Origin of the sequence: Sphingomonas hankookensis (assembly GCF_022664465.1) — a bacterium.
Lineage (GTDB): Bacteria > Pseudomonadota > Alphaproteobacteria > Sphingomonadales > Sphingomonadaceae > Sphingomonas > Sphingomonas hankookensis.
In genome coordinates this window covers 109,331-125,016 of the sequence record NZ_JAKREV010000001.1, presented here as the reverse complement: position 1 = coordinate 125,016, position 15,686 = coordinate 109,331, and the positions used below count along the sequence as shown (strand labels likewise).

The 15,686-nt window shown below is 70.8% G+C and carries 7 protein-coding genes; 6 read left to right on the top strand and 1 reads right to left on the bottom strand.

What is annotated here, in order from left to right:
- Window positions 1-6 precede the first annotated feature (6 nt).
- From MF610_RS19135 to MF610_RS00430, 6 genes are all read left to right on the top strand, one after another.
- The gene (locus MF610_RS19135; RefSeq protein ID WP_339328497.1) at window positions 7-915 is read left to right on the top strand and encodes an NlpC/P60 family protein; all 909 of its coding nucleotides are present in this window, start codon (window positions 7-9) and stop codon (window positions 913-915) included.
- Entirely contained in the window at window positions 912-1,445 is a 534-nt protein-coding gene (locus MF610_RS00450; RefSeq protein WP_242192165.1) for a hypothetical protein, read from the top strand. The genes MF610_RS19135 and MF610_RS00450 overlap by 4 nt, the downstream gene beginning before the upstream one ends.
- Before the next feature lie 65 nt (window positions 1,446-1,510).
- A complete protein-coding gene (locus MF610_RS00445; protein WP_242192164.1) occupies window positions 1,511-3,241 on the top strand; it encodes a ShlB/FhaC/HecB family hemolysin secretion/activation protein in 1,731 nt (576 codons plus the stop codon).
- A 9-nt stretch (window positions 3,242-3,250) separates the two neighbouring features.
- Window positions 3,251-10,360 carry a two-partner secretion domain-containing protein gene (locus tag MF610_RS00440; protein WP_242192163.1) on the top strand — a complete coding sequence of 2,370 codons (7,110 nt, stop codon included), beginning with the start codon at window positions 3,251-3,253 and terminating at the stop codon, window positions 10,358-10,360.
- Window positions 10,357-13,470: a CHAT domain-containing protein gene (locus tag MF610_RS00435; RefSeq protein WP_242192162.1), complete on the top strand. Its 3,114-nt coding sequence runs from the start codon at window positions 10,357-10,359 to the stop codon at window positions 13,468-13,470. The genes MF610_RS00440 and MF610_RS00435 overlap by 4 nt, the downstream gene beginning before the upstream one ends.
- A 2-nt stretch (window positions 13,471-13,472) precedes the next feature.
- Entirely contained in the window at window positions 13,473-14,264 is a 792-nt protein-coding gene (locus tag MF610_RS00430) for a CPBP family intramembrane glutamic endopeptidase (RefSeq protein WP_242192161.1), read from the top strand.
- A 2-nt stretch (window positions 14,265-14,266) separates the two neighbouring features.
- Here MF610_RS00430 and MF610_RS00425 read toward each other — a convergent pair whose 3' ends face one another.
- Window positions 14,267-15,589: a M23 family metallopeptidase gene (locus tag MF610_RS00425; protein ID WP_242192160.1), complete on the bottom strand. Its 1,323-nt coding sequence runs from the start codon at window positions 15,587-15,589 to the stop codon at window positions 14,267-14,269.
- Between the last annotated feature and the right edge of the window lie 97 nt (window positions 15,590-15,686).

Genomic DNA, 15,686 nt, shown 5'->3' with positions numbered 1-15,686 from the left:
GGAATCGTGCGGTTTGGAGAGATCGATCGAGGCGCCCGGGGCCAACAGGTCCAGATGTTGCAACATCTGTTGAACACGACGGCCCGTCCCCGGCCACCGTTGGAACTGGACGGCGTCTTCGGCGCCGCGACCGAGCGTGCCGTGCGCAGCTTCCAGCAAGGCCGGGGGTTGGAGGTCGACGGCGTCGTCGGCGCCAGGACCTGGAGCAGTCTGGGCGTCGGCGGGTCGGCACTGCCGCGTACGCCGTCCCCTGCTGTGGCACCGTCCCGGTCTTCGAGTGGTACGCCGACCCGCGCGGTTACGGCGCCGTCGATCCGTAACCTGCCGATCGGCGACGCACCGCCGGGGCGGGGCATGGGTGGTACGGCGACCGCCGCGCGCCCGGCCGCCACGCGAACTGCAGCCGCCGCGGCCCGGCCGGCACTCCATCGCAGCGCGCAGCTCGAACCGCCCGGATCGACGATCGGCGCGCCGTGGATGCGGGTGGCGCTGGCCGAAAAGGGGGTGGCCGAGGTCGCCGGGCGGGCGCATAATCCGCGCATCGTCGAATATCATGCCACCACCACGCTGGCGGCCAAGACCGACGAGGTCGCGTGGTGTGCGTCGTTCGTGAACTGGTGCCTCGAACAGGCCGGCATCCGCGGTATCCGAAGCGCGCGGGCGGCGGACTGGGGCAAGTTCGGCACGGCGCTGTCCGAACCCCGCTATGGCTGCATCGTCCATATCTATCGTACGCCGCGCGGCGTCGACGGCGCGACCGGATCGTCGTCGGGCAATCATGTGGCGTTCTTCGTCGGGCAGACGGCGACGCATATCCAGCTGTTGGGCGGTAACCAGGGGAACCAGGTGAAGGTCTCCAACTACCCGCTCAAGCAATATACGGTGAAGGCCATGCGCTGGCCGGAGGGACGATGAAGGGGTCGGCGACGATGACGATCGGGCTGGGTGCGATGCTGCTGCTGTCGGCTTGCGGTGGTGGTGAGATGACGGTTGCGGCGAATGCGACCGACGTTGCCGTGCCGGTGGAGGCGCCGGTCGCGCCCGCTACGCCGGTGGTCGCGGCGACCGCTGCGCCTGCCGCCGCGGCGCAGGACCAGTCGCTCGACGCGTTCTGGCGCAAATTCCGCACGGCGGCGCTGGCCAATGATGCTGCCGGGATCGCGGCACTCAGCGCGCCATCGGTGATCCAGCGGGGCGAGCTGGACGACGGACCTCAGGCGCGCCTGTCTCCCCGGCAGGTACCGGCCGTGTTGGCCAAGCTGCTCGAACAACCCGATGGCGTCGATGCGGCGGAGCGGACCCAGCGGCAGATGCTGGAGGCAACGACGGTCCCGAAGCGAGACAAAGCTTTTCCGGACAACCAGTTCCGCTTCGGTAACCTCGAATTCGAACGGGGCGCGCAGGGCTGGCGGCTGGTGCGGATGTATTACGAAGCGGAAGAATAAGCCGGTCGATCGATTTCCGGGGACACGGGAACAGCCGGCGTCGGCAACTTAGGGGGAGTATCGGTTTGCGGAAGCGGGGTTTCGGACGATGGAAGCTGCTGGCGGGGGCGGTCGCATTGACCGCGCCTGTCGTGGCATGGGCGCAGGTCGCGCCGTTGCCCAGCCGACAGGAGGTGACCCCGCCCGCGCCGGACCCCGATCGTGCGCCGCGCGCCGAGGTGGACGCGCGCGGTGCGTTCGCCGCCGGCAACTGCCCGTTCGCGGACTCGCCGTTGCGTGTGTCGCTCAACCGGGTGGCGTTCAGCCGTGCCGATGGCGCGCCGCTGCAACCCGAAATCGCGGAAGCGTTGGCAAAGGTGTCCGCGCCGACCGGCGACCAGTCGATCGCCGCCGTCTGCGACATCCGCGACCGCGCAAATGCGGCGCTGCGTTCCGAAGGTTGGATCGCGTCGGTGCAGATTCCGGCGCAGGAGATCGCCGACGGCGTGCTGCGGCTGGAGGTGGTGACCGCGCGTATCGTCGAACTGCGCGTGCGAGGGGACGCCGGCCGCTACGAACCGCTGCTCCGTCAACGGCTGGCGCGCATCCAGGCGATGGACCCGCTGAACGAGCGCGAGGCCGAGCGGCTGCTGTTGCTGGCCGGCGACGTGCCGGGGCTCGACGTGGCGCTGTCGCTGCGGGCGTCGGGCGGCAAGCAGGGCGATGTGATCGGCGACCTGACCGTCAGTTCTCGCCGCTTCGCGCTGTTCGCCAATGTCCAGAATTACAATTCGGCGCTGCTGGGGCGCGAAACGGTGTATGCGCGGGGCGAGCTGTACGGGCTGACCGGCCTCGGCGACATCACCTATTTCGGGGTGTCGGCGGCGGTCGATTTCCCCGAACAGTTCATCGTGCAGGCCGGGCATATCTTCGAGGTCGATGGTGCCGGCACCAGCTTCGGCGCGCGCGCGACCTATGCGTGGTCGCGGCCCGATCTGGGGGCGCTGGACCTGCGGACCAATACGCTGATCGCCGGGTTGGACGTCACGCGGTCGTTGGCGCGGTCGATCCGCTCGAACGCGCGGATACGCGGCGGACTGGACTATATCGACCAGATATCGCGCGTGGGGGGCGGCGACGATGCGGTCACGCTGACCCGCGACAAGCTGCGGGTCCTGTTCGTCGGAATGGATGCCGACCGGCAGTTCGTCGATGCGAACGGCAATATCTGGCTGTCGATCGCGGCGAGTGGGGAGTTGCGCAAGGGGCTAGGTATCCTCGATGCCAGCGAGCGCGGGTTCGGCAGCGGTACGCTGACGTCGCGGCTCGACGGTAATCCGCAGGCTTTGGTGTTCCGCAGCGCGATCGATGCGACGGTGCGGCTGGGCCCGGTGTTCAGCATGGTCGGGCAGGGCCAGTTCCAGTGGTCGAACGATCCGCTGCTCAATTATGAAGAGTTCGCGCTCGGCAGCCTGACGATCGGGCGCGGCTATGATCCGGGGTCGAACAGCGGCGATCATGCGGTCGGCGGCCGGTTCGAGGCGCGTGCCGATATCCCGCTATGGTCGCCGGTGCAGGCGCAGTTCTTCGGCTTCTACGACCATCTGTACCTGCGCAACCTCGATCGGACCGCGATCGAGGGGCCGCGCAATTTCAACAGTGTGGGCGGCGGCGTTCGGCTGTCGCTGCCCGGCAGCGTCGTGCTCGACGTCGCCTATGCCAAGCCGCTCGACAAGGCGCTGTTGCTCGACGAACGTCGTCCGCCGGCACGTGTGCTCGTCTCGCTGACCGCGCAGCTGCGCGATCGCGCCCGATAGGAGACCCTGATGCCCGTCGCCGCCCCCGCCCGCCGCCTGCGCGCCGTCCTTGCGCTCACCACCGCCTGTGGCGCGCTGTTCCCGGTGCTTGCCATGGCGCAGAGCGGGCAGGTGCGACTGCCGACCGAAAGCGACGTGCGCGACGTGCGGACCGACGGGTTGCGCCCGGACTTCCGCGACAGCAGCGACAAGCTGCGCGTCGACCTGCGCGGGCGGAACACGGTCATCAACTGGGACGGGTTCAACATCCCGGAAGGCAAGGAGGTTTCCTTCACCGACGGGCGGCTGCTGGGCAGCCTGCGCGGTGATATCGCGGTGCTGAACCGCGACGTGTCGAGCAAGCCGTCGCAGCTGCTGGGCAAGCTCAGCAGCGATCCGAACGTCGCGGTATGGGTGCATAACGCCAACGGCATTCTGGTGGGATCGAAGGCGGCGTTCAACACCGGGTCGCTGGTGCTGACTACGCTCGACATATCGCCCGAAGACTTCGTGCGGGCGGGCGACAGCTATCGTCTGCAGGGCAGCGCCGGCAGCCAGGCGGCGATCACGGTCGAGCAGGGCGCAAAGCTGCGCGTCGACGGCAGCACGCGCGGGCTGGTGATGCTGGCCCCCAAGATCGACGCGCATGGCGAGTTCGTCGCCGAGGGGCAGGACGTCGCGTTCGTGACCGCCAGCGACGTCACGCTCGATTACCGGTCGGGCAGTCCGTTGTCGGTGACGCTGAACCGCGGGAGCGCCGTCGCCGGGACCAGCCAGTATGTCCGCGGATCGGTAGCGGGCAACAACGCGATCTTTGCACTGGCGTCGCAGGATACGCTGACCGACTCGCTGCTGCAGGTGTCGGCGGCGGTGACGACCGCCAGCGCCGGGTCGCGCGGGATCGTGCTGTCGGCGGGCAAGCCGGCGGCGGCGGTGAGCGGCGTGACGGTGGCGGGCGATGCTGCTGCCACGGGTGGCGTGGCGCGACTGCTGGTCGACGGCGCGCTGCGCACCGACAACCGCGATGCCGATGTGATCGCGGGTGCCAGCGGTGCGCTGAGTTTGACCGGGGCGGTGCAGACCCGCGACAATCTGATCGCCGGATCGGGCGCCTTGCTGGAAGTGAGGAACAACGTCACGGCGGGCGGCGACGTGCTGCTGTCGGGGCGCGGTGTGACGCTGGGCGGGACCGATCCGGTGGCGCAGCGGGCCGGCGGCCAATTCCGCGTCAGTTCGACCGATGGCGACATTACCGGCGTCGGCGCGGTGACGCTGCGGTCGGGCGATACCGGCGATAGCGGATTGCTGCTCGAAACGCTGGGCAGCACCGGCGGCAACATCGCGCTGGGCAGTGCCAGCCGGTTGATCGCGGGCGACGACCGGCGCGGCGGGGTGACGCTCAGCCGGCGCGATTCCGCGAACAGCATCGATATCGGCAGTGTCGACGCGCGCGCGCTGCGGGGCGCGGTCGGCAGCGGTGCGGTCCGCACCGGCAACGTCAACGTGCGCGAGGCGCTGTCGATCGGCGGGGCGAGCGTCACCACCGGCAATCTTTCGTCCGAGCGCGCCGTCGACGTACGCGGCAGCGGTGCGGTGACGACCGGCGGCATCGCCAGCGGCGCGGGCACGACCGTCGTCGCCGGCGGGGCGCTGACGATCGGTGGCGACGTCTTCGCGAACGACGACGTCAGCCTGCGCGGCAGTGCGGTCGCGCTGGACGGTGCGACGCTGCGCAGCGGTGGCGGGATCGACGTGACGGCGCTGAACGGTGGCATCACCGGATCGCGCGCGCTGGCCATCGTATCGAGCAGCGGCCAGCGTAGCGACGTCGTCAAGCTGCAGGCGGCCGGTACGCAGGGGATCGTGCTGGCCGATGGCAGTTCGATTACCGGCGGCACCAACCGCCTGCTCGACGTACGGATCTTTGCGGCGAGCGATGCGCCGCTGAAGCTGGGCGATGTGACCGCGCGGTCGCTGGGCACGATCGCGGCGCTCGATGGTGCGACGGCGAACGGTGGCGCGTTCCGGTCGACAGGATCGCTGACTTTCGGCCGGCTCGACCTGATCGACGGGTTCACGGCGGAGAGTACCGGCGGCAACCTGACCGTCGGACGGATCGCGGTGACCGGCGCGTTGCAGGGGATCGACCTGCGCGCTGCGGGGACGTTGTCGGTGCAGAATGATATCGGCACCAGCGGCGCGGTGACGCTGTCGAGCGGTGCGGCGCTGACGCTGGGCGCGATCGAGAGCCGCGACCGGGCGGTCACGCTTACCAGCGGCGGGGCGCTGCGGGCCGATCGGCTGACGGCGGCGACCGGCGTGACCGCGACCGGCACCGGCATTACGCTGGGCGACGTTCGGGGCGGTACCGGCGCGGTGCTGCTGACCGCCGGCACGGGCGACCTGTCGCTGGGCAGTGCGGCCGGGCGTCGGGTGACGCTGGAAGCGGCGGGCGGGGTCGGCGTGGCCGGCGGACTAACCGCCGATGCGGGCGCGATCGACGTCAGCGGTGGTCGTGCGATCTCGGTCGCGGGCGCGGTCCGCAGCACCGGAGGTGGCGTGCGCATCGTGTCCAGTGGTGGTCCGGTCACCGTGACGGGTGGGCTGTCGTCGGACGCGGCGGCGACGCTGTCGGGCACCGCGCTGACCCTCGGCGGCACGCACAGCGCGCGGGGTGCCTATAGCGCCAGCGCGTCGGCGGGCGGCATCACGCGAAACGGCACCGGGCTGTCGATCCGATCGGACAGCGATGCGAGCGGCGCAGAGGGCGTGACGCTGAATGCCGCAGGGGGCGCGATCGATCTGGGCGATGCGCCGATCACGGCCGGCGGCACGGCGCGACTGGCCACCGACGGGCAGGGCATCACCGTGGGCGGGGTGGACGCCGCCGGGCTGGTTGCGACTGGTGCGACCGCGACGGGCGCGGCGATCCGCACCGGCGATCTGCGCGTGCAGGGTCCGGTGACGCTCAATGCAGCGGGCGACGTTGCGACCGGAGCGATCACCACCGATGGCGTGGTGGCGCTCACCGGCAATGCGGTTCGGTTCGGCAATACGCGGGCGTCGAGCCTGACGGCGACCGCGAGCGGTGGTGCCGTAAACGGTGGCGACCTGACCGTGACCGGTCCGGTGACGTTGCGCGGGGTCGGTGACGTGGCGACGGGCGCGATCGGCGCCGATGGCGCGGTGACGCTGGCCGGCAATGCGCTCCGCTTCGGCAATATTCGCGCGACCAGCCTGTCGGCGACGGCGGTCAGCGGTGTGGCGGTCGGCGGCACGGTCGATACGAGCGGTCCGGTGACCGTGCAGGCGGCGGCCGGCGCGCTTACCCTGGGGCGCGTCGTTACCACGCAGGGTGATGTGGCGCTGAGCGCACTCGGTCCAGTGCTCGTCCAAGGCGTCAATGCCGGCGGTACGGCGTCGATCGTCGGCACCGGCACGGGCAACGACGTGTCGATCGTCGATGGCGTCGCATCGACCGGCGCGGTGACGGTACGCTCGGGTCGCGACATCCGCACCCCCTTCATCCGCAGCGCGACCGGTGCGTTGACGGTGGCGGCGCCCAATGGCCGGCTGGCGGGATTCCTTGCCGGGACGGGCGCCAGCCTGTCAGCGGGGGCGGGCCAGCCCTTCTCTCTGACCGTCGGGACCGACGCGGTGCTGGGCGATGTGGTCGGCGGCAATATCTCGATCACCGCGACCGCGATCACCGCCAGCCGGATCGATGGCGGCGTGTTGCCGGTCGCGCTGAACGCGACGGTCGGCGACCTGACCGTGACCGGGCCGGTGACCGGCAGCACCGTGTCGCTGACGGCGGCGGGTCGGGCGTTGCTCGGATCGGTCGATGCGTCGGGCGCGGTGACGCTGGGCGGGGCGCAGGGGCTGTCGTTCGACCGGGTGTCGGGCACATCGATCAGCGCGACGGGTGGCGCGATCCGCGGCAATGCGCTGTCCTCGACCGGCCGTATCGTCCTGCAGGGCGCCGATGTGACACTCGACCGGATCGACGCCGGCACGCTGGAGGCGGCGGCGAGCGGCACGCTGGCGGTCAATACGGTGCAGGCCGGCGGCGACGCGACCTTGAGCGGCGGGGCGGGTAATTTCGGGTCGCTGACGGCGGGCGGGGCGCTGGGGATCATGACCGCCGGGGCGTTGCGCTTCGACCGGCTGGCGGGACGAAGCGTCGCCGCGACGGCGCGCGGCGGGGCGTTGAACGGTACGGCGGTAGTGACGAGCGGCGACGCTGTGTTGGTCGGTCAGTCGATCGATCTGGCGTCGGCGGATACCGGCGGTTCGCTGTCGGCGACGAGCGTCGCCAGCCTGGCGATCGGCAGCGTGCGGACGACCGGTGACGCGACGCTAACGGCCGGAACGACCGGCACGTTCGGTACGGTGACCACCGGCGGGGCACTCGGCGTGACGTCGAACGGGGCGTTGCGGTTCGATCGGCTCGCCGGACGGACCATCACGGCGACGGCAAAGGAAGGTGCGCTGTCAGGAACCGCGCTCGCCGCGACGGGCGATGCGGTTCTGATCGGCGGGTCGATCGAGGTCGCGACGGTCGAGAGCGGCGGGACCTTGTCGGCCCAGTCGATCGGTAGTTCCACGATCGGCACGGTGCAGGCGTCGGGCAACGCGACGCTCATCGCCGGCACGACTGGCAGCTATGGGACGGTGACGGCTGGCGGTACGCTGAGCGCCACGGCGGCGGGTGCGTTACGGTTCGATCGTCTGACGGGTCGGAGTGTCGCAGCAAGTTCGCAGGGCGGAACTTTGACCGGCACGGCGGTCGTCGCGCGCGGCGATGCGGTGCTGGGTGGGCAGTCGATCGATATCGGATCGGTCGAAAGTGCCGGGTCGCTATCGGCGGATGCAACTGCCGGCGGGCTGCGGTTCGGGACGATCGCGGCGGGCGGCAACGCAGTGTTGCGCGCGACCGGCGCGGCGACCCTGGGCGGTACGGTCGCGACGGGAGGCGCGTATCGCGTCACCGCCGGATCGATCGCGCTCGATGGCGTGCAGCGCGCAGGTGGCGAGGTCCGCCTGGTAGCGACCGGCGGGGCGATCACAGGTACTTCCGGACTGACGCTGGCGAGCGGTACGGCGACCGGGGCCACCGCCGGGGGGACGCCGATCATACTCGATGCGACGGGCGGTATCGATCTGGCCGGCGCGACATTGCGGGCGGGCACTGGCTCGGCGCTGGCGCTGCGCGCCGGGCGGGGACAGGCGATCCGGCTGGGATCGGTCGAGGCGGGATCGCTCGGCGGGTTCGACGGCAGCGCGCCGACCGACCGGCTGACGCATGATGGCAACGTGACGACCGGCGATCTGACGCTGGGGCGGCTGGCGGTGACGCTGAGTGCCGGCGATCTGACGGTCGGCCGGATCGCGGCGAGCGGCCCGGTGTCGCTGATCGCCAGCAGCGGATCGATCCGCGGCGGGGATTTGACGGCAGGGACGCTGGAGGCACGGGCGGGATCGACGCTGGCGCTGGGATCGGCGACGGTCGGCGGGTCGGCGACATTGGAAGCGGGGACGATCGATCTGCGCGCGCTGACCGCGCAGGCGCTGACGATCAAGACTGCCGGTACGGTGGGTGGCGCCAATGGCGGTACGACCGCCCTGCGGACGACCGGCGGTGACCTGACGGTGGAGGCCGGCACCGCGCGCCTGGGCAGCGTGGACTCCGCCGGATCGGCGACGTTGCGCGGCGGTGCGATCGAGGTGCGCGAGCGGCTGTCGGCGGCGCGCGCCTTGCTGGTCGAGGCGCGCTCGGCGCTGACGCTGCAGAATGCGGCGGCGGGCGCCGACCTGTCGCTCGCGTCGACCGGCGCGGTGAATGCGGGCGACCTGACGGCTGGCGGCGCGTTGTCGGTCGATGGTGCGGGGGTTACGATCGGGGCGGCACGCGCGGGTGGTGCATTGAAGGCGAGCAGCAGCGGCGGATTGTCGCTGGGATCGGGCAGCGGCAACGGCATCGTTCTCGACGCGGTCGGACTGGTTCGCGCGGGCGCGCTGTCTGGCGGACCGTCGGTGTCGATCCGCGGCGCCGATGCCGAACTGTCGGGCGCGATCCAGGGATCGAGCGTCCGCTTCGCCACACGCGATCCGGCGACGACCGCGCTGCGCATCGGCGACGGTACGCAGGGCGGCGGCTTCCGCCTGTCGGCGGTCGAGGTCGCACAGATTGCCGCCGATACGCTCGCATTCGACAGCGGGGCCGGCGCGATGGAGATCGGTACCGTGACCCTGGCACCGGGCGTGGGGCGCTCGGTCGAAATGCTGTCGACCGGCGACGTCCGGGTAACGGGGCAGGTCAGTGCAAGCGGCGCGGGCCGCAGCATCCGCATCGGCGGCGATGGCGCGAGCGGCAATGCGGCGACGATCCACCTGATCGCGACCAGCGATGCGGGCGGACGGCTGTTGCTGGGCGACAACGACCTTGACCTGCGCGGCAACCGGATCGCAGCGGGACTGGCGCCGGGGTTCCTCGACACGCTGGCACCGGGCGATGCCGGGCGGGCGCAGGCCCAGGCGTTGATCGGCAATCCCAACTCGTCGCTGTACAACTCGCAGCTTGGCGGCGGCTTCTTCGCACCCGATGCGACGACGTTGGTTGCCGCGCGGTCGATGAGCGTGCGCTTCGGCGATTATGCGCTGTTCCAGAACACGGCGGTCCCCGGCCGGGCGTCGGGGGTCACCGTCGGGTCGCTGGCGGCGCCGGTGACGCCCGCGCTGCGCATCGCGACGTTCGGCACGCCCTCGGCAGCGAGCTTCGCGTTCTTCGGCGACATCAACGGGATCACCGGGGCGGGGGCGGCGCTGCTCGGTAATCCGGTGATCGATATTCAACCGGCGCTGCTGCCCAACAGCCGGATCAACGGGTGTCTCGCCGGGTCGGGCGCGGGGTGTCTGACGACGATCGTCATCCAGCCGACGCTGCAGGTGTTCGATTGGGACAGCCAGGCGGTCTTCGGCATCCTGCAGGACGTGTCCCTGCCGTTCACCCCGATCATCGGCGGCAACAACGAAGCGTTGTTGAGCGGCCTGCCCGCGCTGGCGCCCGAGACGCCGGCCGATGCCGCCGCCCCCGCCCCGACCGTCGCGGCACCGCCGCAGCAGGAGCCCAAGCCTTGATCCCCAGCCGTATCGTCCCGTTGCTGTCGGGTGCCGCCGCCGCCGTGCTGGCGGGCTGCACCACTACGCCGCCCGCACGGCTCGACAGTTTCAACCTGGGGAGCAACGCGGCGGGCGAACGCTGTGCGGCGGCGCGCAACTGGAGCGATGCGGCGACGCCCGATCCGTTCTCGCGCGCCTATGCCATCACCTGTTCGAGCGTCGCGGCCAGCCGCCCGCTGGGTAGCGTGCGGATCGTGCCGGTCGAAGCGGCAGCGATCGCGGCGGTCGATGCACAGTTCGATTGCGGTGATCGGCGCGACCTGACGATCGCGGGCAACCCCGCCACTGCCGCGCGCTGTTTCGACAGGCAGACCGGGCTGGAATCGATCCGGCTCGACCTGACGCGCGGTACCCGGCGCTATGTCGCGGCGGGGGCGCCGGCGATCCTGCCGCAGGTCGAGGAGGCGCTGACCATCGCCGCAGGCCTGCGCCGGCCAGCGGTGGCGGCGACCTATGTCGCGACCGCCAGCGTCGATGCCGCGAGCCTGCCGCCGCGCGCGGGCGCGCTGGCCGCCGATGCGGCGCCGGTGCCCGAAGCGAGCGCCAGCGCCGCGCTGACGCAGGGAATCGCGCTCAACCACAAGGGGCTGCATGTCGAAGCGTCGCGGGTGCTGAACGACGCGCTTACGCGGCTGACGCCCGACGCGCCGGCAGCATTGCAGGCTGAGTTGCTGCTCGAAGCCGGCCTCGCCGATTCCAACATCCGCTTTCCCGACGCCGCCGCCCAGCATTTCGACGCGGCGCGGGCGATCTTCGTCGCGACGCCCGCAACGCGCACGCCGTTCCTGCTGCGCAAGCTCGACACCTATCGCGCGCTCGACGCGATCAATCGTGGCGCGTTCAACGAGGCGCTGGCGACGCTCGACCGCACCGGCGGCATGCCGGGGGCGACTGCCCGGCCGCTGGAGGATGCCGCGACGCTGGTCGCACTGAACCAGCCGGCAGCGGGTGCGCGCGGGATGCCGGCGTTGGCGGATACGGCGCAGCTGTCGCGGTTGGTGCTGGACGCGCAGTCGCATTACGCGCGCAGCATCGCGCTACTGGGCCGCGGCGACCGGGCCGGTGCGCTGACCGAGATCGAAGCTGCGGCGGCGATCTATCGCCCGTTGACCAACCAGCGGCTCGACCAGACGCAGCTGTTCTGGCTGGGCGCGCGGATTGCGCGGCAGCAGGGGCGGTTGCGGGCACAGGCGGGCGATTACCGCGCGGCATTGGACCATTATACCACCACGGTCGAACTGCTGCGGCGCGGATCGATCGCCAATGCCGGGACCGGCAGCGAGCCGGCGATCGCCGAGGCGGAGCTGGAGCGTGCCGCGATCTATGCCCGTGCCGGTGCGTCTCGCGCCGATGCGCGGTCGGCGTTCCGCGATGCGGTGGATGCGGTCATCGCATCGGGCGGGACGGCGCCCAGTGGGGCGATCGGCATGGAGGATTATCTCGACCTGCTTGTTGCCGAATCCGCCAAGCCTGCCGCCGACACCTATGACCTGTTCTTCCGCGCGGTGCAGGCGACCGGCGAACCCGCCGTCGCGCGCCAGATCACCGAGTTGCGCAACGTCGTCACCGCCGATCCGGCGGTCGGGGCGGCGGTGCGCGAGCGGGCGGACCTCGAGCGCGAACTCACCCGGCTGCGCTATGCGTTGTCCAGCGGCGGCGAGGGCGCTCCGGGCAGCTCGACCGCCGAGCTGAACCGCGCGCGCGAAACCGCGGAGAACCGGTTGCTCGCGGTCGATGCACAGCTGGCCGCCGATCCGCGCTATCGCACGCTCGACGAAAGCCCGGCGACGCTGGCCGAACTGCGCGCCGCACTGCGTCCGGGGGAGACGTTCCTGAAGCTGACCACGCTCAACCGCCGCATCTATGGCATGGTCGTGACCGCCGACCGGACGTATCTGTACCAGGTTGCCGAGAGTGAGGCGGCGCGCGGCGCGGTGCTGCAATTGGGCGAACAGCTGCGCGCGTCGATCGACGGCGACCTGGCGCTGGGCAAGCTTGTGCCGTTCGACGAGGCGCGGGCCTATACCCTGTATCGGCTGGTAAGCGGCCCGGCCGCGCCGGTGCTGGCGGGATCGCGGGCGATCGTGGTCGATCCGTCGGGGCCGCTCCAGCAACTCCCGGTTGGCGTACTGGTAACGCGCTATACCGCCGAGGCGCCGGAAGCGCCTAAGCGCGACGCGTTCGATTTTTCGCGCACCGCCTTCCTTGCCGCCAATGCGTCGATCTCGACCGCGCTGTCGCCGCGATCCTTCCTCGTGTCGCGCGCGCTGCCGGCGTCGCGGGCGCAGCGGGCGTTTCTGGGGTTCGGGCAGAATCAGCCGGGATCGCCAGTACCGGCCCCCGGTGCGAAGGGTGAGATCCGGGTCGGGTTCGGCTGCATGGTCGGCGCCGACCGGCTGGGGACGATCGCGCGGTCGCTGAAACCGATCGACGGGCGCGAGCTGAACATCGCCGCCGGGGCGCTGGGCACGCGCGATCCGCAGTTCGTCACCGGCGCGGCGTTCAGCGATACCGGCGTCGAAGGGCGCAGCGACCTCGACCAATATGAGGTCGTGCATTTTGCGACCCATGGCATCGAGGAAGGGCTGTGGGGCTGTTCGAAGTCCCCGCCCGCACTGGTCACGTCGTTCGGGCAGCCGGGGTCGGACGGGCTGCTCGACTTCTCCGAGATCGCCAAGTTGAAGTTCGACGCCAACCTAGTCGTGTTGTCGGCGTGCGATACGGCGGCGGGGGTGCGTGGCGAGGCGCTGCGCCGTGCGGTCGGGCAGGAGGAGCCGGGATCGACGCTGGAAGGGCTGGTGCGCGCGTTCCTGACTGCCAACGTCCGCTCGGTCCTCGCGACCTATTGGCAGGTGTCGGCCGAGCAGGAGAGTACCGAGTTCATGCGCAGCTTCTATGGCGAGGCGCGCACCCATAGCATCGGCGAGGCACTGCAACGCGCCCAGCGCACGCTGATCGCGCAGCCGCAATATTCGCATCCCTTTTACTGGGGGCCGTATTTCCTGGTGGGTGACAGCGCGAAGACGATGCTGAGCGGTGGGGCGGGCACGCGGGTCGCGGCGCGCTGATCGTGCAGGCCCGCCCGATCGCACTGGCGGGCGCCGGGGTGTTGGCGACATGGGTATGCCTGTGGGGCGTGACGCCCTTTGCCGATCACATGGTGCAAGGCGCTTCGCCGGCGGTGGCGGACGCAGGGTTCGGCTTCGTCGTATTCGGGGCGATCCTGTTGCTGGCGCTGGGGTTGCGCAAGGTCGCGGGATTGTCGTGGCGGTGGCCGGGCGGCGCGGCGGTGGCCGAGTTCGGGCAGGGTGCTGCGATCGGGCTTGGCGCGTTGCTGCTGGCGATCGGCTATTGCGCGCTTGCCGGGACCTTGGGCTGGGGGAGCGGATCGGTTGGTCGCTCGACGTTGCCGTTGGGGCTGCTCATCGTGTTGGTCCAGGTCACGGCGGAAGAGGCCATGTTCCGCGGTTATGTCCAGCCGTTGCTCGTGCGCGGGGTCGGGGCGAGCGGCGCAGTGCCGCTGACGGCGGTATCGTTCGCAGCGTTGCATGCGGTGCTGGGCGGCATGGAGCTGGTCATGCTGGTCAATATGCTGCTCGGCGGGATATTGTTCGGGCTGCTGGCGCTGCAGGGCGGGCTCTGGCCGGCGGTAGGCGCGCATTTCGCGTGGAATGCGGTCGAGCAGCTGGGCGTGGGACTGGACCCCAACCCCGGCACCGGGGCGTTCGGAGCGGTCATCGACCTCGACCTGAACGGTGCAGCGCTATGGGGTGGATCGGCGGCGGGGCTGAACGCCAGTATCGCGATGGGCATCGCGTTGCTGGCGGCGATCCTGCTGGTGTTCCGGCGGCGGTGGGCGTGAGATTACATAGTCTCCGCCCGTTTCGCGTCGATGGCGTCGCGGATCTTGCGGAACGCCGCCATCGCCGCGGCCGGGATCGCGCGGCCGCCACCGGTTTCGATCGACAACGGATCGACCGCTTGCCCGTCGATATGAACCTCGTAGTGCAGATGCGGACCGGTCGAGCGCCCGGTGGTGCCGACCTCGCCGATCTGCGTGCCCTGTGCCACGCGGCTGCCGGGCACGATCGCGGCGGCGATGCGGTTCATGTGCAAATAGAGCGTCTCCCATCCATTGTCGTGGCGCAGCCGGACGAAATTGCCGTTGGCGCCCTTCATCCCCGCAAACGACACGGTGGCATCGCCGGCCGCGAAGATCGGCGTGCCCGTAGGCGCGGCGAAGTCGGTGCCGCGGTGCATCTTGCGAAAGCCAAGGATCGGATGGCCGCGCATGCCGAAGCCCGAACTGATCCGCGCGGCGTCGACCGGCGTGCGCATCAGCGACCGGCGGCTGCTGCGGCCGCTGCTGTCGAACCATTCCGCCTCCGCATCGCCGGGCAGGCGGTACTGGTAGAGCGCGCGGGTCTTGGTCGGGGTGGAGAGAAAGGCGTAGACGAGGCGCGGCGCGCCGACCGCCTCGCCATCGGCGTTGACCCGTTCCTCGAACCCCGCTTCGAACACGTCGCCCGCCGACACTTCGCGCTGGATGTCGAAGTCGTAGCGAAAGGCGTTGGCGAAGGCGCCGACCAGCACGTCGCTGACCCCCGCCGCGACCGCCGAGCTGTAGAAGCTTTCACCGTCCAGCTCGCCGCGGACGAAACGCATCCGGCGGGTGAGCTTCGCCGACAGCGGCTTGGCCGTCAGCGCATTGTCGCCGCCGCGCTCTATCACGACACCGCCGCCATCGACATGGGTCGCGGTGACGGCGTGGAGCGTGGCATCCGCCAGCGTGACGTCGAGGCGGATGAGGCCGGGCGTATCGCCCAGCGCCGCCTGTGCCAGTTGCGCGGCACGGGCGGCGTCGTCCTCCGCAACGCCCAGCGAGGCGAGCGTCGGCGCGATCGCGCCGGGGGCGGCGATGTTGAGGACGCGCTGGTCGTAGGATGTGCCGGCCGTAGCGGTCGGCGCGGGTCCCGGGGTGACGGCTTCGTCGCCGGCCGGCCGGGCGGCATAGGCGAGGATCGCCCCGCCGAGGGCGATAGCGGCACTGGCGGCCAGCGGCACCCGGCTACGGCCGCGATCGACCGGCGGTGGTGTCGGCGGAGCCGGTGCGGCTACCGGGACGGGCCGGGGGCGGCTCCACGAGCGTGGGTCGTAGGACGGTTCGGGATCGTCGCGATACTGCATGGCCTGCCCTTGGAACCATTGACGGCGCCGGGCGTCCCTCCGGCAGCTATTGCTGTGGCGAAACGATCTGGCAGTAACTTGGCTCCGGCGCGGCATG

Bases quoted from the DNA above. Each gene is read 5' to 3' on its own strand.
- MF610_RS00450 (WP_242192165.1), top strand. From the start codon at position 912: ATGAAGGGGTCGGCGACGATGACGATCGGGCTGGGTGCGATGCTGCTG.
- MF610_RS00440 (WP_242192163.1), top strand. From the start codon at position 3,251: ATGCCCGTCGCCGCCCCCGCCCGCCGCCTGCGCGCCGTCCTTGCGCTC.
- MF610_RS00425 (WP_242192160.1), bottom strand. From the start codon at position 15,589: ATGCAGTATCGCGACGATCCCGAACCGTCCTACGACCCACGCTCGTGG.